This window comes from Persicobacter sp. CCB-QB2, from assembly GCF_001274635.1.
Lineage (GTDB): Bacteria > Bacteroidota > Bacteroidia > Cytophagales > Cyclobacteriaceae > Persicobacter > Persicobacter diffluens.
Map to the genome: position 1 here is coordinate 1729206 of NZ_LBGV01000001.1, position 25634 is coordinate 1754839.

General features: G+C 41.8%; 13 protein-coding genes. 6 read left to right on the forward strand and 7 right to left on the reverse strand.

The window, feature by feature from the left end:
• Nucleotides 1-449: 449 nt before the first annotated feature.
• Both NG22_RS07860 and NG22_RS07865 read right to left on the reverse strand, forming a co-directional pair.
• Nucleotides 450-7727 carry a S8 family serine peptidase gene (locus NG22_RS07860; protein ID WP_082305019.1) on the reverse strand — a complete coding sequence of 2426 codons (7278 nt, stop codon included), beginning with the start codon at nt 7725-7727 and terminating at the stop codon, nt 450-452.
• A gap of 63 nt (nt 7728-7790) precedes the next feature.
• Nucleotides 7791-8552 (reverse strand): TrmB family transcriptional regulator, encoded by a 762-nt coding sequence (locus NG22_RS07865; protein ID WP_053405243.1) that lies wholly within the window; start codon nt 8550-8552, stop codon nt 7791-7793.
• Between the two features lie 707 nt (nt 8553-9259).
• On the opposite strand from NG22_RS07865, the gene NG22_RS07870 reads away from it, so the two are divergent.
• Nucleotides 9260-9835 carry a hypothetical protein gene (locus NG22_RS07870; RefSeq protein WP_053405244.1) on the forward strand — a complete coding sequence of 192 codons (576 nt, stop codon included), beginning with the start codon at nt 9260-9262 and terminating at the stop codon, nt 9833-9835.
• 640 nt (nt 9836-10475) lie between these two features.
• Here the strand turns inward: NG22_RS07870 and NG22_RS07875 are convergent.
• Together NG22_RS07875 and NG22_RS18100 are read right to left on the reverse strand one after the other, a co-directional pair.
• Nucleotides 10476-12881 (reverse strand): Ig-like domain-containing protein, encoded by a 2406-nt coding sequence (locus NG22_RS07875; RefSeq protein ID WP_253275720.1) that lies wholly within the window; start codon nt 12879-12881, stop codon nt 10476-10478.
• Complete coding sequence (locus NG22_RS18100) at nt 12878-13531, reverse strand: hypothetical protein (RefSeq protein WP_253275657.1); 654 nt, start codon at nt 13529-13531, stop codon at nt 12878-12880. Before NG22_RS18100 ends, NG22_RS07875 begins: the two co-directional genes overlap by 4 nt.
• 988 nt (nt 13532-14519) lie before the next feature.
• Here NG22_RS18100 and NG22_RS07890 point away from each other — a divergent pair.
• Nucleotides 14520-16685 carry a hypothetical protein gene (locus tag NG22_RS07890; RefSeq protein ID WP_053405248.1) on the forward strand — a complete coding sequence of 722 codons (2166 nt, stop codon included), beginning with the start codon at nt 14520-14522 and terminating at the stop codon, nt 16683-16685.
• A 555-nt stretch (nt 16686-17240) separates the two neighbouring features.
• Here NG22_RS07890 and NG22_RS07895 read toward each other — a convergent pair.
• From NG22_RS07895 to NG22_RS17775, 3 genes are all read right to left on the reverse strand, one after another.
• A complete protein-coding gene (locus NG22_RS07895; protein WP_082305132.1) occupies nt 17241-17879 on the reverse strand; it encodes an NAD(P)H-dependent oxidoreductase in 639 nt (212 codons plus the stop codon).
• Between the two features lie 401 nt (nt 17880-18280).
• A complete protein-coding gene (locus tag NG22_RS07900; RefSeq protein WP_053405249.1) occupies nt 18281-18883 on the reverse strand; it encodes a Crp/Fnr family transcriptional regulator in 603 nt (200 codons plus the stop codon).
• 145 nt (nt 18884-19028) lie between these two features.
• Nucleotides 19029-19166, reverse strand: coding sequence for a hypothetical protein (locus NG22_RS17775; protein WP_157600928.1), 138 nt, complete (start codon nt 19164-19166; stop codon nt 19029-19031).
• A 246-nt stretch (nt 19167-19412) separates the two neighbouring features.
• On the opposite strand from NG22_RS17775, the gene NG22_RS07910 reads away from it, so the two are divergent.
• The 4 genes from NG22_RS07910 (at nt 19413) to NG22_RS07925 (ending at nt 25592) form a co-directional block, all read left to right on the forward strand.
• Entirely contained in the window at nt 19413-20099 is a 687-nt protein-coding gene (locus NG22_RS07910; protein ID WP_053405251.1) for a hypothetical protein, read from the forward strand.
• Between the two features lie 29 nt (nt 20100-20128).
• Nucleotides 20129-21355 (forward strand): peptidase T, encoded by a 1227-nt coding sequence (pepT, locus tag NG22_RS07915; RefSeq protein ID WP_053405252.1) that lies wholly within the window; start codon nt 20129-20131, stop codon nt 21353-21355.
• A 129-nt stretch (nt 21356-21484) separates the two neighbouring features.
• Nucleotides 21485-23506: a WG repeat-containing protein gene (locus NG22_RS07920; RefSeq protein WP_172674349.1), complete on the forward strand. Its 2022-nt coding sequence runs from the start codon at nt 21485-21487 to the stop codon at nt 23504-23506.
• Complete coding sequence (locus tag NG22_RS07925) at nt 23493-25592, forward strand: WG repeat-containing protein (RefSeq protein WP_053405254.1); 2100 nt, start codon at nt 23493-23495, stop codon at nt 25590-25592. The genes NG22_RS07920 and NG22_RS07925 overlap by 14 nt, the downstream gene beginning before the upstream one ends.
• Nucleotides 25593-25634 lie beyond the last annotated feature (42 nt).

Consider the following 25634-nt stretch of genomic DNA (forward strand, 5'->3'; position numbering starts at 1 on the left):
GACTACCGGTTATACTGTGGAAGTTTCACCTTCCCCGCATGCAGGGAGGATGATGACAAAGGAGACCTGATTCCGGCTCCTCCGAATAATAAGGGGTATGACTGGTTCGCTAAAAAATTTTTGAGTTAGCCGCTTTTTCCCTTTCCAGAATTTCAAATATACGTCAATTTAACCGCTTTAGGTGGTACACTTACCTATTCCACCAGGGATGGATTGGAATTTGAAAAACACCCTAGCCACTATGTTATTAAGCTGATTCCTTGGAAAAAACTCGAAAGAGAGAATTATTCCTTCCTATTTCTCTCCGTGCACCTAAGGGAGAATGAAAGCATGCATAATTCGGATGATGTAAATAACAAAAAAAGCCGATCCTCAAGACCGGCTTCACTAACAGCAATTACGAAGGTAACTGTATCTAAACTATCATTAAATTATACTCCTCCACTGAATTATTGCTTCAGGATTTTAAAATGATTCACTTTTTGCCCCTGAATAATGGTTAAAATATAACTACCCGACGATAAGGGGGCTAAAGACAAGGCACTACGATCACGGTTGGTCCCTTTCATCTGCGAACGACCTGCCATATCCCGAATTCTCCATTCAAAGGCACCTGATACTTCCACATTCAGTTGATCTACTACCGGATTTGGGTAGATCCGGGCAAAGCTTATCTGAGGCTTCACCTGAAGGACGTGTTCGTCAATTTCCAACTGATAGGTTTTATAAGTCTGCCCATCCTCCGCCAAAACGTGAAGACTTTCCACTTCTGAAAAATTGATAATCGTTTCACCGGATAAAACTTCTGCATCATCCAGCATTAAACTGGCAGCCTCTGAAACTTCAAAGGAAGGAATTAATTGTAAAGGTGCGCCCAAAAGGGACTTAAGGTCCATTTTGATTTTACCTTCTTCCACTTCTGCTTCCACATCTTCTTGCAAGGCATCATTATATTGTGCCTGCAAAGCAAATCGCAATAAGTCAGCTGCTTCACTCAGGAAGAACTTCACCTTTAAGGTAAAGGAATTTTCCTGCTGCCCATCTTCAGAAATGATATTAAAGCCATCAAAATGATTAAAATCAAAAGGATGTTCATCAGATGGATATGACAATCCTTTATAGAATAATTCAGCACCTTCAGACATGGTAAAGTAAGGATATAAGGATTCAAACTGACCAAGAGAGGAAAGGTCAAGCTGGACTTCATTGCCCTCAATCTGAGCCTGAATCGGGCTTTCCAGTTCCGATTGTCCCTCGGCAGCAATTCCAAAAGTAAATAGATCAGCGGCTGAATTTTGAGCATAATTCACAAAGACAATGTATTCTAAATACATTTCTTTGAGATCATCATATACCGTATAAATTACAGGGGCACTAAAGTCTACAATATTCTTCGACGATTGCTGAAGCTTCCCATTTACCAAAACCTGTTTATACTCACTTATATCAAAAGCAGGCACTAAACTCTTCGGACTTATACCTTCCGGTAATTCCAAATAAATACTCTGTCCTGAAATTTCGCCAATAATATCCTGATCCAATATCGGATTATCCATTACCAAAAGGTCAAAACGCTTAAATTCATTAGAAAAATCGCCCTTAAAAATATGCATAGCCCAATTATCAGAAGCAGGTAAATTTCCATCTCCCCGATTAAAGGGTACCGACGCCAACCGAGCACTTTCACCTGCTAGCGCCATGGTAGAAGAAGGCTCCAGTGTTGAAATCCATTCTGATGACCTAAATCCTATATTCCCATAAAAATCTAGAAAGATAAAATTATCCTTTAGTCTGTTCAGATTAACCGTTTGACCCGACTGAACAAGACCAGAGCTCCGATCGATGAACTTCCCATCGTTCCCCAATTTAAAATCAAGGCGAACACTTTCTTCAGCAACTTCTTCCGGCAAATAAATCAAAATATTTCCCTTTTCATGGTCAATGGTAGTATGATAAGCCCCCTCAATCTGGAAGGACCTTGGGTGCTGGGTAGCCCGTATGTAAGATTCGCTGGCAACATGCGTCATTCCGACCAACTGTCGTCCATCCAGCTCAGCAAAATCTTTTAATACCTCAAGCTTTGGTTTTGGACCCTGTTCATTTAATCGGAATACACGATTGACAACATCTTCCCCGGCCGCCGTCTGTACCACTTCATTGCCATAGATGTACAAATGACCATCCTTTCGATCAAAATAAACTCCCTGGCTGGAAAGCAAATTTCTTTCTAAAACACAATACGTTTTTGCTTCATTTAGAAATCCTCCATTTCCATCCGGGCTATAAGTCACAATTTCATTGTTGATCGCATCGAGCAAATAGAGTGTACCGTCCATATCAACATCCATTCCGGCATAACGAGCCCCCGCATTCATTTGAAGGTTGGCAATCAATAATTCAGGTGCCCCATCACTAGTGTTAATCCTGTACATGGTGTACTTACCTGCTGATGATCCTATTGCGTATAGCTGGTCACACTTTGGACTATAGGCAATTTCAAAGAGGTTTAAATCTTTAAATGCCAGGGAATCTTCGGCCAATCGTATTACAGCTCCATTATAGGGGTCAATTTCAAAAATCATAGGAGCCGCCAAATAAGTCCGTTCGGACAAACCATATAGCTTTGGTTGTACATTTGGCCTGAAATTACTCGCCCAAGTGGTTGAAATAATTTTAGACTTGGCATCAAACAGCTTCAGGCGATCTCTTTTCAGGGGCTCTTTTCTATCCCATCTAAACAGGATTCCTCCATTAGAGGCTAACAGATAGTTTTTTTGGCTTTTGGAAAGTACTTTCAAAGACGCCGAAGCGGAATTATTGTCTAAATAGCCATCTTCCTCATTCAAAACTGTTGCCAACAAGGTCATGCTTTTCCCTCCACTCCACTTAAAATTTTCCGAAGGAATTTGAAAAGCCGTTTCATAAAACATCTCCATGGTGATATCCTTAAGGGTATCATCAAAATAATAAAAGGAATAATCATCATTATGATTTCTACCCAACTCATCGAAAAGTTGCAGTACGATATCTACATCTTCTTCCGGCTGAATGGTCTGCATCAGTCCGATTTTCACCTCCAGATTTTCGTCTTGAAAAGTGCTGTGTTTCGTACTTAAATAATCCAGACGAATGTCATGGTTGTAAGGCGTCCCTCGCAAATCGATACGATAGTCATTTGCCACTTCCCCTGAAAAATATTCACTCATTGCGGCTATTCTCATCACTTTCACCCCAGTAGCACCGCCAATTTTTTCCGGTTCCAAATAGCCATAGTAGCGATGGTCATAATCATGGTCCTGATACATGCGCATTTTTTCTTCCATAGAAAAATAGCCATCCTCATTCCAGTCTACAAAAACTACCGGCTTCATGGCTCCTGCCAGATATCCATCCAAAATCACCTCCAGCTCTTTTTTCTGCCCATATTCCAGATGGAACATCCGATCGGAAAAATCCTGATAGCCATACTGATCATTGGTAAACTCCTGGTCTGGCTGGCCGCCATTTTCATTAAAATAGAAATCACCAATACTGGCTTTGGCAATATACACTTCCTCCAAAGTTTCTGGTGCCGGATCATTTTCCATTTTCAACACGAAAGTTTTACGGTTATTTTCCGGCACTTCATCCTCTACCATCAATTCCACCATAATTTCATATTCCTCGCCCGGGCTCAGCGCTGGAAGCAAATCATCCATAAAGGTAAAGCTCGTGGTTCTATTATAATCCAAACCTGCTGATCTTGCGAAATGCGCTTCGCCTTTTTGTACCCCATCAACAAAATATCGGGCATCAAATTCATATAAATTTTCACTACCACTTACTCCCAAAGTAAATGATACCCGGTATTTGTTTTCTAGAGTAGACTGATAATCATAAAACCACTCTCCGGCCCGCACAGATTCTACCGAGAAGTCCTTTGTATACATGGGAGGAACCTCGGTCGCTTTGATCACAAATCCCTGAGCAGTTTCCTGTCGCTCCTCCGATAGTTCAGCGGAGATAAAAATGATGGTCATTTGACCACTGGGAGTGGTAGAAACCACCTGCTGCCCCAGTTCAAAGTCCTGCCCTCCAACATAATCCAATACAATATGCTCCTCATATATGCCGTATCGAGCACCATCCAGAATAATCAGTCGGTCACCTTCTGCCAAGTCCAGTTCCTGAACCTCCAGCATGATACGTTTCCCTTGATTTTTTGGAGCCACTGGGTAGCCTGCCGCATGGCCGGCATCATAATTATAAATCCTGCCTCCTAAATCAGTAATATATAACTCCTGGTTAACTTTCGGACTCAAAAGACTTCCAAGAAAATCTTTCACCCCCAATCTGAAATAGTCTCCATAGCGATCCACGGGGCCATAAGTTTCACTTACTGTCCCCAAATTGGAAGTGACGGAATATCGAATCTGATATGATTCGTCTACCGTTTCCATGTTTACGGGCCTACGGAATTTATGATGATAACCAAAGCCCGGCATAATCACCTGATGCACCATTTCATTGTAAGAACTCACCACATTCTCCTGCCGATCCAATAACTCCCATTTAAAATCCAGACTCATGGCAGCCATATCTCCCCAGTTGGTAATTTGCATCTCTACCTCCTGACTACTTTCTCCCGGGCCGGAAACCAATCGGGTGAAATCCTCAATTTTAAGGTTATTACCCCCTACAAAATCCTCCAGGATAATATTATCTATTTTCACCTCAGCACCATAGTAATCTCCCCCGTCGGTGGCACGCATTGAACGGCAAATAGCCTCAAAACCAATTTCAACTTCCTGCCCTTTATAAGCCATTAAACTAAAAACTGGTTGTTCGATCTTGAGTACCGATCTAAAATTAGGATTCATCTCCGGCCAGGCCTCATAATCAGCAAAAGACTGTCGATGGAAATAACTTTGGCCCAAAGTATTACTCAATGGGTTACCGTTCACCGTCAAACGGAAATAGGTGGCATCCGCATAGGCGGATAACAATAGCAAATCAAACTTCACCACCGGATTATTGATTTTCTCGGGTACTTTGACTTTTAGCACCGCCTTGCTCAGGAAGGCCTGGTTATTTTCAAAGGCTTTTTTCGCATTCAGTACCTGATTCTCCAAATCGCCGATTTCCGTTGCCCCCACCCAGGCCTCATTTCCAATGGAAGAATTTCCGGTAAGTAGAAGGATCTTGCTATTGAAAACTTCAGGGTCTTGAGCGCCATACAATGCCTGAGCAAAAGGGCCATTTTTTGCATTGCCCAAACCCTGAAAGTAGGGGCGATGCTCCTCGGATTCAAAGTCCATCGAAATTGGCCAACTAAGCGTGGTCATAGGTGCCGCATCTTCCACCTGAATGGCCAAAGAGCGAAGGCCTTTAATACCGTTAGATTCTTGTATGGCTCGCACTGCAAACCAATCCCCGGAAGTAACTTCTTCCAGGCTCAGGCTGAACTTGTCAAAAGCCACCTTCTTATATAACTGAAAGCTATCGGTTTCATATTTTAATACTTCATAATGACTGGCTCCGCGGATCATTTCCCAGGAAAGCACAGGTTTGCCTTCCTCCCGAATTACCTGTAGTTCCTGCACTCTGCCCATAATGGTTCCGGAAACCTCCCGAACCTCTCCTGCCTGCACCAACCGTAAATGCATCTGATCACTCACCACATCAGGAAGCACAGCAATGGCCTGCATTTGTCCTGCAGCAGCCTCTGCTAATAACTCATAATCTTCCCCATTAGCAGAAAAATACAACTTTGTTGGAGCATCATGATTAGTAGAATTCCAACGGAAAAAGGTATTTGCTCCGGAAGTAAGATTTTCCCCTTCAAAAGGATACACCCAATTCAAGCCACTTTCCACATAATCCATATTAACATAGAATTCCTGAGGACCTTCCGGAACGCTATATCCTTTCACCTTAATGGTGTATTGCCCCGGAGCGGGTTGTTGGAGTACTACTTGCTCGATATTATTTATTCTGTCTACACCGGCTTTGGCCTCAAAATCCGGATTCAGCGGATCCAGCACCAATGGTAGTTGAATTCCTGATGGACCATGGATCTCCAAATCCAGGTCATTCACCAAAGGGTTGCCCAATGTGGGAATGGAAGCAGGGTCAAGCCAACTCAGCATAATTTTAGCCTCTAATAGGCCTGAAGGAATCGTAAACCGATAAGTCCACTCTTCCCCCTGCTCTACGGCACCTTGCTCAAAACGGCCGAACTCAATACTCTTCAGCGCCTTTTCTACATTAATTTCTCCAAAACCGGAATAAAAATCTGGTCCCGGCTGGGCAATATCATGAGCCGTATTACAAATCAACCCCTTGATGAGAGCAGAAGCAGGCTGCTCCCCATATTGCTGCTTATAGTATTCCATTAAAATGGCAGCACCTCCGGATACCAATGGGCAAGCCATGGAGGTGCCCGTCGCTGGAGCATACTTATCGTATAAGTGTAAAGACCACACATTAGTCCCCAATGCGGCTACATGTGGCACCAGCATACCATGATGCCCCGGCCCATAGGAACTCGACCAATTCAAGGCACGCGTATAATCCAAATTGGCTACCGAGAGCATATTTTTGGAAGAGTTGGAAACCGTGGAATAAGTTTCACTGCCCGCCTGGTCCTTCTGTCGATTACTATTCCCACAGGCGAATACATGTAATAAATCCGCATAATCATTCGCCACCTGATCAAGGCCGTATTCCGTTGGACCATAAGGAAATTTGACCCCTAGTGGGTTGTTATAACCATAAGAATTTTGGGTAATCTTTATTTCCTTTTCTTTGGCGGATATTGCCATCTCTTCAAATTCACGCAAGCCATTACGACCTACATTAAAATTCCAGCTTTCCACTTTTGCCCCAGGCGCCATTCCTTCAAATGCCGGATTAATCACCCCTGCACCAGCCATAATACCGGTAACATGCATTCCATGAAAATTGGTATGATCTTCCAACTCATTCGCATTTACGCGGGAGCCCAGATCAGTATGATCCGTCACATTGGTATCCCATACCCCAATATTTATCCCGGTTCCTCTGAGCCCTCCGTAATTCCTTTTGCCATTCATAATTCCGGACATTTTCTGTCCGGTGATATCCAAAGACTTTCTTTCAGGAGTAAGGGGCATCAGGGTCGTCAGCCAATCAATTGAAGCGATTTGATCCAATTGATTTTCATAAAAACTAATCTCATATAAGTCAAAGCCCTTCAGTCGCTTGACCTTTTGAACGCCCATCTCTTTAAAGGTGGACAAAACCTGCGCTTCCGGAACGTCTTTAATCACATGCACCATTCCCTTTTTCACAAGGTCAAAGGTGTTGGTTTTGAGAGAATCATTCAGAAACTGAGGCGCCACTTTTCGAAGCTGATTACTTTCAAAAGCCGTTCTAATATTTTTGTTAGTGTAAGAAGAGCGGAATTGGGCACTGCTCAATTGAACGTAATAGGCATTACCACCAATATAGTTCTTCAGGGAAATGCCATTGGCGGCTAATTCAACCTTTTCCGCCTGAGTGGGTGGCGTGAAAAATTGCATGACAATATACTGCGGTTCCCCCACTGCCTGTCTGGTATTGGCCTTTTGTTGGAGAAAATCCATGCCGGTAGCCTCCGGTATGAAATGCTGACCCGGTCGGTCAATAGAAAACTGGGCCTGTCCCATGGCATTGCACGTTATCAAAAGACAATACAATGCCAGGACAAATCTGAAAAGATGTGCCATAAGTAGTAAGTAAATGGTTAAAATTAGGATATTATAATTCTGACTATTTCAGAATATTAGGCATTAAATTTCACTAGACTGTTCCCAATACCGTTCAAAGGTCTCCTGAAGAACCTGACTGAAAACCGGATGGTTGACCAAAATGGCCAGAGTACCAGAACTCCCCGGACTATCCAAAGCAATAAAAGCCTTTTCACGGTCAATAATGACCATTTTCATAGGCAGTTCATCATGCAACCGAACCTCTTCTCCTTTTGCCTGAAAGTGACTGGCTATCTGTTGCACTTTTTCCTGTTGCTCATCTCCCACTTCATAAATGGCCCGATAATGGAGCCCATTTTTTATGCTCTCCTCGATAGCACTGGGCTGATGAGCAACCTGATCCAAATCCATTAAATAGGGGCCTTTAATAAAACCAACCCCACCTTCCCTGGCATCCAAAAAAAGCTGATTGAAGGTAGAAACGATAGCCGTTTTGGAGGTCACCACCTTCACTACCCGTTCAGATTGCTGTACTCCTTTGGCCTGAAATAGCTCGCGGCCTAAACTTTTTAATTGCTCTAACAGCAGGCCTTTCTGCCGATACTCCTCTTGCAAGCCCTGGAAACCCTCTGCCGGATCTTTTGCCTGATAAAGGCGCTTTTCCCCCTCCACCTCAAACACTAAGCCTTTTTCTTTCAGTCTGGCGAGTAAATTATAAATTTTTGAATTGGCGACCCCTGCCTCCTTGGCTAAAGTGGTAGCAGAGGCTTGTTCAAACTGCAATAACTTTTCATAAACGGTTATTTCATTGGCTGTAAAACCAAAATTTATTAATTCTTTCATTATATTCTTCTCCCCCACAAAGGAGAGAATTTTTTTACAAAGACAAAAACATAAAACGCAACATGGTATTCTAACCTTGACCCGAAAGACGAAATATTATTCCATTTTATTATTAAAATTAGATTAACGCACTATACCAGACCCCCTTAGGGGCCATAAGCAAATTGTTATCGATTATTTTTTTAAGCCCTTTTTAATTTCACGCGACCCGACATTTGATTGATGTTAAATCAAAAAAAAGGAAAATTTTATCTCAATACTTAAAAAACCATGACGTAATACTTAATTAGCCATAAATCCACACCAAGTGGTCAATATTTAACAATTCCAGAATGAGATCCAGATAAAGAGAAATTTTTAACCCATACAAACGATTTCCCACCCTAAAACACATTATTAACTTTACCAAAAAGACCCGCAGAAAAACAAAATAAAAAAATTATCGCCCTCAGTCCCTTTCTACTCCTCTGATAATAGAGGAAATATCATGCGCAAAAATTAAAATAAGTTTACGCAATATTAATCATCCTATTTACAATGAATAAATAATTTCATTATTTATTTGAACTTTAAAAATATGCGCAAAACAAAAATTTGCACAATTCAAAAAACGATAATTGCGTAAATAATCTAATCAAATTATAATGTGGTTTTATCATAAAATTAGTCTCTCATTCGTATCATTGACCAAACTCTCAAACAAAACCATGACTTCAATCAAACCAATTCCATTAAAAATAGGTCTTAGACTAATACTTTGGCCTATACTTTTTTTACTTCTTGCGTCTGCATTACTTACCTATTTAATACTTACCAGTCCAGGTCAGGAAAAAATAAAATCAGAAGAAAAAATTTCCGAATTCGAAACAAACACTAATCAAACATTTGATAAATATGACATAAAATTCAATGATGATCATAATATATCAAATGAGGCCTCCATTGGCATTTCTCAAATTCACTTTCTCTGGATCATTCATCTTTATTTTCTCTTCAGAATAACAAAAGCGAAGCAACTTTATCTAAGGTTTAGAAAAAATAGCATCCTAATTCCGTTATATGATGAAAATGGATTGAATTACACAGCCAATAAGGATGAAACGTTTAACATTTCCCACAATGGAAAAACATACAAGTGTAACACAAAAAAATACACTATATCATTTCCGCAAGCCTTAATCAATCCGGTAACAGGTAAAACAATTATATTTGATGACCTCCCCAACTTACTACAGAAGTGGATTATCAGACAACATCCGAAAAGTGTACCGTGGATAAAATAAATTTATCAAATCAAGAAACAATGCTTAACAATCTTTAAATTCAGAAATGGACATTAAAAAAACGACCACTTTTGGTCGTTTTTTTTTAATACCTCGATTGAAATTTATCCCAATTTACCCACCATCAGAATAACGAATCCAAACAAGGAATTATTTAGCGATCAATTGCTATTGGTTTTTTATTTTTTTTAATCGCTATAATTTGAGTAAGTTCGCACTCTACTCCTTCATTTACTGGGTGGAAAAAACTCAAAAAAAGAACCTCTTATTCAACCCCTTACGGTAAACCGAGCGATTGACTCGCATTTTTTGAGTAAAAAATAATAAGTAAAATAATACTCATTCCAATCTATACCAACTCCACAATTCAAGCCATTCTCAAAAACTGTGAAGTTAATCTAAATTATTCTTCACCTGGCTCAGGAATCTACCCAAAAAAAACTTTAATCCCAGCCCATCATTCAGTCAGCTTATGATAATTTCTTAATCACCCAAATTTGGGTATACTAGCTTTCTCCTCATTCACCTGCCTCCTTAGGAAAAACTCGAAATGGAAAAATATCCCTTCATTTTTCCCGCCTAGCAGTTAAATGAGGATTAAAGCATGAATAAATCGGATTGATTAGGCGCTAAAATAGCATCAATCCTTCAATAACTTAAAAGTCTGTACCAGTCCATCCACCTCTATCACCCCCAGATATTGCCCAACCGGGAGATGAGCAATATTTACATTTTCAGTGACGTCACTCTCTAATACCTTCTGCCCATTCATATTCACCAAACTCAATAAACCATTTGAAGAATTACCTGAAACAGAAAAATAGTCTTGCGCAGGCACAGGGGCAACGCTCAATTTACCGGATTTAGGATCAGCAGACAATGGAGGTTCTGGCGCTCCCGGATCCACCACTTCATGCACCACCACCTCACAATAATCGGCAAAACGGCCATCTGCCACCGTTGCATATACCTTTGCTTTTCCCCTACCTACTGGCTTTAGCAATCCATTTTCATCCACGGTCACCACTGCAGGATTCTCTGTTTTCCATTCGATGGTTTCGTCCTCATAATCGGAATGGATAATATTGGCAGCGATTTGCAGGTCAACCCCTTCCCGAATATCAAGATGCTGTTGTTCCAACTGCACCACCTGAATCTGGTCACCGCCGGAAATAGATCCCTGATAAAATCCGGTACCCAAATTCGCAATCCAGATTTCGCTGGCATCAAAAATACTGAATTCAATTTCTTCCAACCGATGTGGGGTCACGATTCCGGTATTGGCTTTTTTCCAATTCAGCCCTCGGTCACGACTCACGTACACGCCGGGATTTCTTTCCAAAAAGCCTACCGTCACCACTAAAAGGTGATGATCGAAAGGAGAAACATTTACGCTAATCGCCCCGGCATAAGGGAAGCAATTCACCCAATTTTCGCCGAAGTCATCGGAATACCAAAGGCCTGCACCACCTCCACGGTAGCCTGTTGTAATATAGATCCGATTAGCATGATCGATGGCAATTTCATTTACTCCGCCAATGGCCGCAGGAGTGGACACTTTAGTCCAATTCGCACCACGGTCTGAAGAATGGTACAATCCACCTTCCGCCACCGGGGATTCTTGGTTAAAGGCATTTTTCTCTGCCGCGGCAAATAAAGAAGCCCGACTATCGTCCTGAGGATCAAAAGCGATGTCCTTAATACGCACAGGGTTTGGCAAGCCATTGTTGGATTGTTGAAAGGTCTTCCCTCCATCTTTGGACACAAAAAAGCCCCCCTGATCTGCCTTACTTACATCTACTATCTTGTTGATCCCATGATACATGTATTGCGGATTGATGGGGTCGATCGTCAGACCATTGGTATAAAAATCATCCAGCCATTTATTGGTCGCTGGTGTGGCCGTACCCCACCTTTCCCAATGATAGCCACCATCTGAACTGCGATAAATATATTGCTTCTCGGCTTGTCGGTTAGAGGTGGCATAAATGATGTTCGCATCATAAGGATCAAAGGCCAAATTGGACACCGTTTCCTGTGCACTTTCAATAAATTTCATGGCCTGGCGCTCATCCGGACTGTCTGCGGTCGGTATCCATACCCGGTGCTCGCCTGAGCCCAACACCATATAATCCAATCGCTTGTCCTGCCCAATAGTGAGGCCAGGCAAATTACTGTTTCCGCGACCGATGATACTGCCTCCCTCCGTATAATCCTCATCTACCTGCGTCCAGCTGGCACCATGATCCGTACTCAACATCGTACTGTGATCCGAAATGATCATCACACTGCCATCCACGCCGACATCAAGCCCGCGCATAGAGCGTAGCGCATAATTATTCCCGAACTGGAAATGCGGAGACTCATGCCCTACCACCATATTCTCATGCCATGGGTTATCTCTTTCTTCCCAATAAGCCTTATCATTCTCCCAAACATGCTCCCCCAATCTGGCCGTATTCACCCAATGGTCACCATTATCACTGGTAGTCCACAATCGGCCTGGAACAAAGGAATTCGCAATTTGAGGATCAGCAAATCCTACATACAAAGCGCCTTCCCGGCTAGGATCTGCACTCAGCATAAAGAAAAATTGCATGGCCGCTGTAGGCAATTCGGAATACTGAGCTTTGGCCTCGGCTTCCTTAATGCCAAACCAGGAGGCGATAAATTTATAATAACTTGCTGGTGTTCCTCCTGTGAGCCGGTTAATATCCAGCCCAATATCCCCATTCATTTTGATCCAGCTGGCTCCATTATCCTCGGAACGGAAAATTCCACCCGTGCAGGCAGTGGTATTTCCGGCGGCCACAAACTGCACCTGGTCAATCAAATAAAGTATAAATTTCTGACGTGATTCATCATAGTAAAAATCCATATCCATGATGATATCATTATCCAGTTGCTCACCAATGGAAGCCCAGCTATCTCCCCCGTCATTGGAACGGAAAATACCGTAATTAGAAGCTGCAAACACCTGATTGGAATTCGTGGGATTCACGATTATTCTGCCCACTTGCGCTTTGGCCGGAAGGCCGGTGTTCACCAATTCCCAGCTAATACCACCATCTTTGGTACGCCAAAGGTCGCCCTGAAAATCGGCTTCTTTACCATGCGGTGTCGCTTGCGATACGGTTTGATAACAGGACAACCACTCCTGTCCCCGCACAAAAGAGCCTCCCCCACGAACCAAACATTTTCATCATTCGGATCAATCGCCAGGGAGGCGACTTTCTTTTTCCAGGATTCCTGATCATCTCCATCTGCCAGGGGCTTATACCACGGACAATTGGGCACGATTTGCCAACTTCTGCCTGTATCATGGGTCTGATACATGCGAGCAGAACTAATGGCGATACCAAATTCCGGTACTTTAGGAGAATAATATAAATCACGGATATGGTAAAACTCACCCTTTCCATCTGAATCAGTAATATGGTACCAGCTGATCCCATTGTTGTCAGACTGATAGGCATTCCACATATCAGGAATGGTGGCTACCTTCTGAGGAATGGTGGGATGATAACGCATGACGTTAGCGAAACCTGCATTCCCGGGCCCCACCTGGCTCCAAACAATATCGCCTTCTGATTCCACCCGCTCTGCTTTCAATCGGTCAAAAAAATCGGAATGGTTGGCTGCAGTCAATGCCACCACAGTGATAAATCCAAATACTCGAAAAAATAGGGTTCTCATTTTCATTCTAATCTATAGGTAATGGTTTATAAAATGACGCTTTCAAAAAATAGTGTTCCATATTAGCTAGTTGAATAGCCCTAAACTACATGGGGAGTTTTCACCCTTGACAAAACGGCACCAGTATATTTAAAAGAAAATGGCCCGCTACCGCTAAAAACATGAAGTCAATTTCACCTAATGCGAAATTGCTTGAAATGATGCGACCTAACCGCGCACTTATTACAGGAATAAAATTAAAGAAACCATTATGAATTGGGTGCAAAAAAAACTCAGGTAAAGGTGGTAAAAATTTATTTTCCTTAAACCAACCGGCCTTGTCAAATAAAATCTAGCTAAAAACCGTCAGTGAGTGGTTTATATTACGATACCGCATCACATTTACGCAGAACTCCCCTTCTGCCAGCCCCCAACTAATCAGACACTTCTATTTTAAATCATGAAAAAATAACCCTATGCATCGCTAAAGCCATGAAGGCAACTTCAAGGAGGAAGCCAAATATGACCAGCAAAACTTCAGCCGAATTATTCACCGGAAGACTTAAAAAAACCGAAATTTATCACTTATTGTCGATGGTTGGTGGTTTGTTTCGCTGTTTTTTGAATAGCTCTAATTCGAGTGAGCTTGCGTTCTCCTCATTCCCCTTTTTGGAGGAAAAAACACGAAATAGCAAAAGTTCCTTCATTGTTCCAGCCGTGCAGCTAAAGGGGGAATTAAGCAGTAAAATCCGGCTTAGCGTGTTTTTTAAAAAGCTGGAATTTGAAAGCTTGCGCGATGAGTGTTTTTTGAGAGGATATACCTTTGGAATTTAAAAATAAGGGATATCCATTTCAATCATTTTAATTTTCCTTGGAGGTCAAGTTAGAATGAAATGCTACACCTTACTCACAAACCCCAATCCAGAAAGCTTTATAATTTCTATTCAATAATTATTGACATCATCAGACAAAGCATGTAGATTCCCTAAAATTCATTAACCGATCCATCATGATACTCCAGCTTTTATCCAACGGCCAAATCAAATCCCTCTTAAAGAATAAGTGGCCTGCCCTTTCAAAACTAAGTCCGGAACAATGTAAAAATTTATTTGGGGATCAAATTCAATTTGATCAGGAGCAATCCTTTCCGGTGATCCATGAACAATTTCCCCTAAATTTTGCCTCCGGAGCAAAACTAAGCGCTCGGCTTTTTAGAACAGAGGAAGACCTGCTGGAGACCAGTGGGGAAAACTTCCTGGATCCGGAAATGATAAGAGAAGCCCTGAAGGAAAAAGCGTATTATATCCGTTATGAATTGGAGGGGCAAATTGGTGGCGCTGTTGAAGGGGTATTGGGATCATTGGGCTTCACTTTAGGCGCTGACCGCCATTTGAATCTGTTTTTCTATCAAAAAGTAAATGCTGATAAAACTGTATTGGAATGTTTATCGGCTGCTCTTCCTCATTTCCCCGTATTTTTAACAGCCAAAGCGGCCAATGAACTTTCCGCTGGTGAAGGAATCAAAATAGGCTATGGAGGTAATTTGGCGATGGAAGTCGGCCTCGACCTTTCCACCCTTTTGGTTCCCGCTTTAGGAACCACGCTTAAACAATTGAAAAAGACCACAAAGGAATTGGTGGAGCTTGCTCTGGTGGATGATGTAATTAATTTCGAAGTTGCATTTAGCGACCAGTTTGATACGCTACTTTACCGAAAAGCAACGGATCAATTCGCTTTAACCATTAAAAAGGCAGCAGCTAAAAGTTGGAATTTAGGTCTGAGTCCTAATCTCCGCATTAGCATTTCGGAGGAAGCAAAGACTAAAATTTCGACATTTATTCAAAAATTACCATTGGATAATATCCCCATAAAAGCGGAAGATATCGAAAAAGAGGTCATCAAATATGCAGAAAAACAAATTCGCCTGGGACTGCAATGGAAATTGAAAAGGGAACAAGAACGGTCTACCATCATTAGTATGGAAATGCCCTATGCTTCGCTTTCGGAAATCCATACTGATTTGCTTTTAAAACGCATCAATAAAATCCAGGAAAAGGCGCAACAAGACGAAAGCATCAGGATTACCGCCCTTTTTGATGAGCAAACCTATAAAAGAGGAAGTATTTTCAATATTGGTTTAGAGATTGGAGGCTGGAGCGCCAATGCTAAAAATCAACGGGATTTGGCTTACAGCCTAAGTGAAAAATTAGGGGATCTCAAAAAGTTCACCCTCAAAGCTCAGGCAGTAAGAGAACGGCAACCGAACAAACACGAAAAAGGATTGCTTTATCTGGACTTTGGGCTACAAACCCCCAAGTTCCTAAGCAATCCCAGTTATGGAGATTTAGAGACCTTTATGGACTTCCAGTACAAAAGGGAGGATTCCAAAATAAGATCCTGGGACAAAAGGGATTTTGAGCGTTTTATGCTGTTCAGTTTGAGTACCGGTGCCATCAATGCTGCCGCTTATTCCAAAATCGCTGCCCAGTGGGAGGCAAAACTACGCCCCGCAGATAAGATAAAAATGGAAGCCGGCATTCGACTAAATCCTCAGCAAATGCTCTCCATTTGGTCCGTAATGAACCGTTTCGAGGAAGCTAAAATCCATGAATTCGCGGCACAAACTTTGGCTGAAATTTTCCCGCTTAGCGATACATTCTCCAACAGCTCCCTGCTCCGAAAGCAAGGTTTAGAGCCTCTTTTCTTTAATTATCTGAGGAACGGACAACAGTTCAGAGATGCCTTTTATGAAGATCAATGCAGGGACCTTTACCGGAATTTGCTGGAAGAACCCCGGGTGATTTCCCAAATGATACGGACCGACTTCTCAAATTGGTATCAAAACGAACTCGATATGGGCCCGGGCTGCAGCTGGGATGTGATCTATAGCAGCGGCTGGCTGGATAAGGTGGACACGGCAATTCCTGCCTTGCGAACATTTGCGCCAAAGGTCATTTTACAAGAATCATTGGAAGAGGATTTTTCTGATTTTATTGCCCTGTATCAGCAACTCAATGATTTACCATTCGCCCAGGGGGCCAATGCTTCCACGCATTACCTTGCTTTTGGCTGGTTAGGTCACTTTCTTAATACCCTTGCAGGAGGACAAGGACTGACCAATTTCCAATTGCAATATCAGAAAGCGGATAAATGGATCAGTATCCTGCCGGCATAATGCCGTTCAAATATTAAACTGAAATCATCCTTAAGCTGCAGGCTGTAAATCACGAGAGAATATTGTGCTATCTCTTCATTTTTATAGCTAAGCAGCTCATGGACGATTTTTTGCCAGTTTCAGCCTGTGTTTTCATGCTTAAATTCTCGTTTAACTGCATGGGTGGAAAATGAAGGAATTTTTCCTATTTCGAGTTTTCTCCAACGCAACAAATTAATGAGGAGAAAGCATGCTACCCCAATTTGGCCTTTTAAAAAATCAAGGCTTTGATCAATGCCGGCGGGACAAAGAACCTGCAGACGGAACCCACCAAAGCGACATGCAGTTGACGCGGCACTGGTAAAGTATTGCAGAAATGTCGCTGCGATGCCTTCTTATCGCCAGCAGGGCCTTTGTCTATCCGCCCATTAATCAAGGCCGTCTGTTGATCTGGAAGATTATTTATATTAAAATCAATACTGTAAAAGATAATAATCTAACTCATAAACAAGCGCTCAAACTAAATAGACCTTCATGGGGAACCAGATCCTGCCAATAATTTGCCCAATTGTAATCTTATGAAAAAGCCGTGTCCTTCCTCCCTGCGGCCTCTCTCATTATTTTTTTTGAAGCAGTCGGTAATTTTTGTGCTCTTTTCTTACCTAAACGCCTTACCTTTTCCAGCCACTGATGGCGCTTAAGGTCTTTGGAACCTTTTACCGGACCAATAAAAACCTCCTTCAGTACCTTCACACCACAAAATTCCAGAGTACCCTTTTTAAATTGCCGACTAGCTGGAGCCCCCATCCACCAACGATAATACCAGTAGGGACTGTCGGCGGTCATGATAATATCGGAAGTTCGGCCTTTCAACAGGCCTTTGGGCATTGGACTGTCGGCTGTAATTTCAAAGGTTAATCCGGGTAAAAAAATGCGGTCAATAAAACCTTTCATTCTTGCAGGCAATCCATACCACCAAAGCGGAAACACCCACACCAAATGATCGGCCTCCTGAATTTTATCATAAGCCATTTGCAAATCGGCTTCCCAAGGTGTACGTTGGTCATAGCCAAACTCTAAATCCAGACCAAAATTCAGGTCAACTAAGTGGAGCACCTCCGCTTGTGAACCGTAGCCCTCTGCATAAGCCTGAGACAGGGCCTTAGAAAAACTTTCCGGCTTCGGATTTCCGTTGATAATGAGCACTTTTCCCATTTGTTTTTTTATTTTAAAGAAAGGCATTCCTATTGAAGAGGGAAAAGACATTTGTCCATTTCGTCTACCATTTCAAAATATTTTCCACGGAAAAAGGCTCCTCACCAATACTCAACGCACATCAAGTTCTTAGCCCGGATTATTCAAGGTTAATTCCTCGCTTAGCCGTAAGGCGGAAAAATTGAAGGAATAGTTTCCCATTTCGAGTTTTTTCCAACGAAAAAGATGAAAGCAAGCTTGCCCAAATTTGGGCTATTAATAAATCAAAGAAAACAAATTATAATGAGCTGTAAATAAACCACTTGATCTTAATTAATGAATTTAGCGGTGAATAATTCAGTTAGGGCATGTTAAAAAGCACACCATCCGACTGCGAATTTTAGCTTTTAAACACCCGCTTATTATTTACCAGTCAATACACCTTCCTCCTGCCAACCAGCCCGTATGCGACTCAGATGTCTTGGGGTAATACCCAGGTAAGAAGCCAGATATTGCAAGGGGATAAATTGTAAAAATTCCGGATAATGACGTAATAAATACCCGTACCGTTCTTCAGCAGTTTCTCGTTGCAATTGAAAAATCCGTTGCTCCAGCTCCATATACTGCTGCTCTGCTGTTAGCCTGCGGAAATGTTCCCATTCTGGATATTTCGCCTGCATGGCTTCCAAATCTGACTTCTTAAATTCAATAAAACTTACCTCTGTAAGGGCTTCCAGACTTTCCACGCTTTTTTTTCCAGAAATAAAAGAGGAATAAGCCGTCATCAGCCGATTCGGGAACACGAAGCAATAAGTAATTTCCTCCCCTTTGCTATTCAAATATATGGAGCGAAGAACACCTTTATGAATGAAAGCCAGCTTATTACTCACCTGCCCTTCCTGAAGTAGCAACTCCCCCTTTTTCAATTCTTTCAGTTGTCCTTTACTGAGCAATTCTTCCACCGTGGCGGCAGACAAAAAAGAAAAGGGTTCAAAAAAATCTCTGAGAGCATCGAAGGCATTCATACGGTCTGTCTTTTTCGGTTTTGAAGGGCTAACATATTCATAATGCCCCGATAACGGTCTATAATTTAAACATCGAAGGCCATAATTTTAAAAAATGGGACATAAAAAAACCTGCTTCAAAATGAAAACAGGTTTCAAACGCTATTTATCCAATTTTTAAACTCGTCGAAGTGCGGCTTACTTGTTTTTTCACCACCCATTTTAAAGCCCGATAAAGATTTTCTTCCCTTTTAAGGAGAATTCCGCCGGGTCCTACAAATATATCTGAATTTTCTTTTTCCATGATTTCCAAGCTTTGAAGGGTTTTATTCCATTATCATGCCAAATCAGTCCCCTGAAAGGCAATCACTTAACAAAAGGTCTAACGATTTGATCGACACAAAAGAAATAGCTTTTAGCCAAATATTACATGAAATAGGAAGGACTATGCTAATTGCTGATGATATGATTCCTAAAATAATGGATTCGGGCTCACTGAAAAGCGGGAAAAAAGTATAAATTTGAAGCTTCAACATTTAGTGGTGTATATATGATCATCAACTCGATTTTACCTGAAGAATGCCTTTTAAAGGACATAAAAGGGGATTTTTCAGATCTTCGACATGAGAAATATTTTTTGGAACAGCAAAAGAGATTAGGGCTCATCAATTCCTTTGAAAAAAAGGAAAAGACGGATGAGCTGCAAATCAGTACATCTGAAGCTGGTGCGGTTAGGAAAGAAAACCGAAAATCTAATCGTAAAGAGCCTGTAAATCAGGAAGTGAAAATCTCTATGGGGGATCAAAGTTACCTCAAAAAGATTTTCAATGAAGAGGGCCAGTTGCTTTGCCAGGAGGATGTACAATTAAATGACAAAGGGAACATCTCCCAGATCATTATTAATGATTATGCGGCAAAGGAAGAAACAACCATCATTTGCCTGTATAATGAACAGGGCCAAATGCAAAGAATTGAATTCAAAAATGAACATGGCTCCACCTTCCAGCAGGCTGCCTTCAAATATGATAAGAAAGGACGAATTATAGAGGAAAAAGGCAGTCGCCATAAACGAAAGATCAATTTCGATGAATTCCACTATGTGACCTCCTATAAATATTTGAACAAAGATAAACAAGGCAACTGGACCAGGCGCCGATTAAAAACGGAATTTGGTTTTCACTATCAAAATGTGGTCAAATATACTTTAGAAGAGCGAAACTTGACTTATCGTCAATAATTCACCCTTTTCCCAAAAAGCAATACAGGATGAAACCCATCGTAGAAAGATTTATTAGATATGTAAAATTCGACACCGAATCTGAAGCCGGTGTTGAAGCCATTCCTTCCACCCCAAAGCAACGCCTACTCGCTGAGCATTTGGTAGCGGAATTGAATAAAATCGGAATGGAAGAAGTAACCATCGACGAGCATGCTTATGTGATGGCCACTTTACCTTCCAATGTAGCACATGCAGTTCCCGTTATTGGATTTGTAGCTCATATGGATACCAGCCCGGACTTCTCAGGCGCTAATGTTCAGCCGAAAATTTGGGAGAATTACCAGGGCGGCGATTTGGTTTTAAATGAGGCGCAAAATATTGTGCTTAAAGTCGCTGATTTCCCTGAGGTGGAAGATTATATCGGTCAGGATTTGATCACTACTGATGGCACTACCCTATTGGGGGCTGATGATAAAGCCGGGGTTACCGAGATTGTAACGGCCATGGAATACTTGATCCAACATCCGGAAATTAAACACGGAAAAATCCGTATTTGCTTTACGCCGGATGAAGAAGTAGGGCGCGGCGCCGATCTTTTCGATGTGGAGAAATTTGGTGCCGAATATGCCTATACCTTAGATGGTGGACCGGTTGGAGAATTGGAATACGAAAATTTCAATGCTGCAGGGGCTGAAATTCAATTCAAGGGCGTTTCCGTACACCCGGGTTCTGCCAAAGACAAAATGGTGAATGCCATGCGCATGGCAGCTGCATTTGCCATGGAGTTTCCGGAGAAAGAAGTTCCGGAGCATACGGAAGGCTATGAAGGATTTTTCCACTTAGTGGGTATGGATGGCAATCTGGAGGACACCAAATTGCAATACATTATCCGCGATCATGACCATGCGAAATATGAAGCCCGTAAGCAGTTCATGACCGACACCGTAGAAAAATATAAAAAATTACATGGAGAAGATATGGTCAGCCTTAAAATGGTGGATCAGTACTTTAACATGAGAGAAAAGGTCGAGCCGGTGATGCACATTGTGGATGTGGCAGAAGAAGCCATGAAACAATTGGACATTAAACCTCTGATCAAGCCGATTCGCGGTGGAACCGATGGTTCTCGTCTTTCCTATATGGGCTTACCTTGTCCGAATATCTTCGCCGGAGGGCATAATTTCCACGGGAAGTTTGAATTCGTACCGGTACAATCCATGGAAAAAGCGACTGAGGTGATTGTCAGAATTGCAGAATTAACTGCAAAAAATTAAACAGACTTCACAATGAAATTAAGGCAGACTTAAAAAGTCTGCCTTTTTTTATTAACTATAAAAAGAAAATATTCTCTAGCATAAATCATATCCCTTTTTAGCTATCTTCGCAGCCCTATGAAATTCATTATGCGAAGATTAATATTACTTACTCTTTTAATTCTAAATACTCCATTTGTGGAGGCTCAGGAATTAAAGGAAACCCCTATTCCATTTAGAAACCAAAAAGGCTATCAATTTCTCAAGAAAAATGGAAAACCGGCATTCAAGGCGGCCTTCCACAATGCGGAAATTTTCGAAGGCTCCTTAGCCATTGTTCAAAAAGACCAAAGCCAACGTTTCCTCTGGGGAGCCATCAATCAAAAAGGCAAAATCGTTATCCCCTTTGAATACCAATACATCAATCGAACAGAAAACTACCTATATGCGGCAACCAAATCCTCCACGGTCATCCATGATTTGGAGGGAAATGTATTGACCAAAATCGAGACTCCGTATCATAATCCAAGAGAAAAATACGGCTTCGATTATGGCCAAATCTACTACAATAAATACGCCGACCCTGCCGACCATAGCAGCTATAAGGAGGTCAAGCCCCTTAATGAAGAAGAGACAATCTTCCAACTAAAGGCAGAAGAACAGCTGTATCTATATTTTCAACAGAACAGAAAAAAAATTGCACTTCCTGAAGCAGCCGTAGCGATTTGGACCACCAATAAGCATAACACCGCCATTTTTCGGATACAGAATAAAGATTATAAATTAGCGCTGATCAATGCGGAAGGAGAATTACTCACCGATTTCATCTACGATGATATTTCAGCGGGCAATAGTGCTGATCATCTCATTTTAGGAATAAAAGAGGACGGTAAAGACATCTTCAATGCGAAAGGCGAGTTTTTAAGACAAATTCCCCCTTCCCGTAATAGCTGGGACTATTACAACAGCTACACAGACAGCGAATTCATTTTCACTTACCAAAAAGACAGTGTTCCGCACTTTGAATTATGCAACCATCAGGGCGCAGTGCTTATTCCGGGACAGCCGGGCACCATCAAGTATTTCCGAAAAAAAGATGACGAAGATGAAGATCATCTCTATCTGGTTTTCGATCAGGAAAAGCAACATGTGCAGTTGTTCGATGTGGCGGGGAAACAATTTTTTGACATCAGTCACTTAAAAACATTAACGATTAGTTTTGATCATCAGGCCTATTTCACCAATCAGGAGGGGAAATTCGGACAATTTACGCTTGGCAAAGGAGACACTACCTTTTTGCCTTTCAAAGAGCTCTATTGTCTTTTCAACCAAAAAGTGATTTTCCAGGATGACGAAAAAAACCTTTGGATGGAAAACGGCGCAAAGCCCGCAATTCCTCTTAACATTCAAAGACTGAGGGTCATCAATGAGCAATTCGCAGAGGGTAGCATGGGCAAGGAACGCGTGATCATTGACCAAAACGGCACCATCCTTCACCGTGGACACCAACGTTACGACTTACTGGACAACAAAGCACTGGCACTGAGAGGAGAAGATCAATACTGGTTAATCGACAGCCTGGGGTATAAAAGCTCCACCCCTTTCGCCATTACCAAATACCTCACACATTCAGGCAAAGGCTATTATCTGTACATTGATGACAGGAAAGCGGGAATGATGAACAGCAACACTATGGACATTATTTTCCCTTCAGACCTTGGCTATAGCAGTGTGCATCCGATTCAAAAAGCCAATTCTCTGTGGATCGTGGCAACAAAAAGGGGGCAGAAAGATCATTTATACAAGGGGAATGAGTTGATCTCAGAAAACTTTTATTACACCAGAGATGAATGCGATTTTATATTGGGTAAAGTGTATGATCGTGAACCAAAGAAAAGCTCGGCAGTAACCAAAGACGGCGCATTTTTGGACATCCAATACCAGGAAGCGACTAGTCTTGGAGACTGGATTATGTTCCGCTATTCCTCCGGATGGTCCGATTCAAGCAACTCAAAAAGATACTCGCTCTGGCACCCTGATAATAAGGAACACTTTTACTTTTCTGAAGCACCCGTATTGCTCCCGAATGGACTAATAAAGGCTCTCAGAGGAAAGTCCCCATTCTATTTTCACCCCAACGGAAAAGCGCTATTCGAATATGAAAAACTATAATTATTTATTGATCATATGTTTCCTACTTGCTCCCCTAGGGCTTCAAGCACAGGAAAAGTTCATCCCCTTTTCGATTAATGGTATTTGGGGGTACCACAATCAGGAAGGAAAAGAGGTCATCACTCCCCAATTCCAGGACGCCAAGGCTGCGAATGAAAATGGATTCATTGTGGCAAAGTCTTATGCTGAAGGAGACCTCTATGGTTTTATAAGCCCCAAACAGGAAACCATCATTCCATTTGTCTATGAAAAGCTCTACTATGTGGGAACCAATCTATTGGTCGGGCAACAGGGGAAAGTCTACACCCTGCTGAATGAGCAAGGACAGGCACTAATGGAAATCAACGGAGAGGAAAGCAAGCTGCTGCACGATGACGGACAAACGAATCAACTCATCAGTCTGAATGAAAGTCTGTGGCGCACCCATTATTTACACTATCCCAGTGGGAATACTTTTGATGTCCTGGAGACAAAATACTACCATCAAAAGAATGATAAGGAGTCGGAACAGTATTCCGATCGGAAGAAAAATGGAATCATACTCTATCATGCCCAAAACCGTAAACGTCGCCTTCAACAGTTTTTTGACCAACAGTTTCAGCAGGTCCTAAAAAAACCCATTAACAATGATTGCGATATCATTTATCCTAAATTACCGACGGAAAAATGGCTGTTTTGGTCAAGGTGGGATAAAGAATTATATGATATTAATGGGGAACGACTCCTGGCCGATGAAAAAATCAGTCAAATAGGATATCATAAAAAACTGGATATTTATGAAATCAGCTTCCAGTCCGGTAAGCCCACAGAATTCTGGAACACTGATCAGGAATGTATTTGGACGGATAAAAAAGGATACGAGATCAGCAAAAATGCCCTGATCCATGAACTGGACAACAAGGAGTACGAGCTGGTCTCACTTAGTGATCAACAACCCATTACTCCCCATACCTTTCATCATATTGAATTTTGGGATGACGTCTTTTACTGCGCAAAAGAAATTGGAGAAGACAGTATTCATCTGGTCGTTTTAACACCTGAAAAGAACGGTAAATTCAGAGAACTCCAAAATCTAAAAACTTCGAAAACTGCCGAAAGACAGGACCCACCTATCTCTGAATTGCTGAAATGCGAAACGCTGAAAGTCTTTTTAAATCAAACCTTTCCTTCAGAGATGATCATTAAAAAGCTTATAGCAGAAAATGAGGGATTGGACAGCATTGCATTCAACCAAAAACTCTTCCCCTATGAAGGCAAAGAAGCCTACAAAAGACAAGTCATCACCGAAATATATGCAAGTACCGGATATCTGGAAAAAGCGGACGAAGCCCTTTACACTTTCAGTTTGGAGCAGCAATACCAAATCCTTATCGACAGTAACTTCCAGATAAAAGAAGTGACTGTTGACCGCTATATACAAGGGCATACTGTCTCCACCGATAATCAGTGGCTGATCAAATATGACCAAAAGACAGCAGCAATCATCCGACTCCCCCTATTGCACAATTTGGATCAGCAATTTTATGATCAATTGTACAAACGTCCCTATGTGAAGGAAACTTCGACCTATCTCGAAATTAAGGAAATGAAGGGTAAATCCGGGATTCAGGATTATCTCCAACAGAAATTTATCATTCCGGCCGAATATGACTCCATCGCAATAAAATCCGACTGTTTCCCTTTGCTGGGCATTGGATGGAAAAAGGACAAAGCTTATTTCCTCTTTGAAGAGGAACTTCCTCCTTTCGAAACTTCAGCATCCGTTGCTCAGGCGCTATTGAACAAATATGCCCGATGGGACAAAAGTGATGCGCTGGATTATCTCAATTTTGGTTCGAATGTACTTATCCGTAAAGAAGCGAAAATGGCACTTTTTGAAAATTATGCGATGCTCTACGAAGATCCTCCAATTCCAAATTATTGGGTCTTGTCCAGAAAGGATGAGGAGGGTCAAACCACTTATGCCATTATCAATGATAAGCTGGAAATCCTGATGGAGGGATTGGATCAGGTGACCAAAGCACCATTCCCATTTCCGCATTTAATTGGGGTAATCAACCAGCACTTTCTTTATAGTCCGCTTTAGTAAGAACAAAGCAACCTCAATCTTCATAAATACAGGCCAAAA

What these genes read in the sequence shown, in the direction of transcription:
- NG22_RS07860 (WP_082305019.1), bottom strand. Translation starts at nt 7,727, where the DNA reads ATGGCACATCTTTTCAGATTTGTCCTGGCATTGTATTGTCTTTTGATA.
- NG22_RS07865 (WP_053405243.1), bottom strand. Translation starts at nt 8,552, where the DNA reads ATGAAAGAATTAATAAATTTTGGTTTTACAGCCAATGAAATAACCGTT.
- NG22_RS07870 (WP_053405244.1), top strand. Translation starts at nt 9,260, where the DNA reads ATGACTTCAATCAAACCAATTCCATTAAAAATAGGTCTTAGACTAATA.
- NG22_RS18100 (WP_253275657.1), bottom strand. Translation starts at nt 13,531, where the DNA reads ATGAGAACCCTATTTTTTCGAGTATTTGGATTTATCACTGTGGTGGCA.
- NG22_RS07890 (WP_053405248.1), top strand. Translation starts at nt 14,520, where the DNA reads ATGATACTCCAGCTTTTATCCAACGGCCAAATCAAATCCCTCTTAAAG.
- NG22_RS07895 (WP_082305132.1), bottom strand. Translation starts at nt 17,879, where the DNA reads ATGGGAAAAGTGCTCATTATCAACGGAAATCCGAAGCCGGAAAGTTTT.
- NG22_RS07900 (WP_053405249.1), bottom strand. Translation starts at nt 18,883, where the DNA reads ATGAATGCCTTCGATGCTCTCAGAGATTTTTTTGAACCCTTTTCTTTT.
- NG22_RS17775 (WP_157600928.1), bottom strand. Translation starts at nt 19,166, where the DNA reads ATGGAAAAAGAAAATTCAGATATATTTGTAGGACCCGGCGGAATTCTC.
- NG22_RS07910 (WP_053405251.1), top strand. Translation starts at nt 19,413, where the DNA reads ATGATCATCAACTCGATTTTACCTGAAGAATGCCTTTTAAAGGACATA.
- pepT (WP_053405252.1), top strand. Translation starts at nt 20,129, where the DNA reads ATGAAACCCATCGTAGAAAGATTTATTAGATATGTAAAATTCGACACC.
- NG22_RS07920 (WP_172674349.1), top strand. Translation starts at nt 21,485, where the DNA reads ATGCGAAGATTAATATTACTTACTCTTTTAATTCTAAATACTCCATTT.
- NG22_RS07925 (WP_053405254.1), top strand. Translation starts at nt 23,493, where the DNA reads ATGAAAAACTATAATTATTTATTGATCATATGTTTCCTACTTGCTCCC.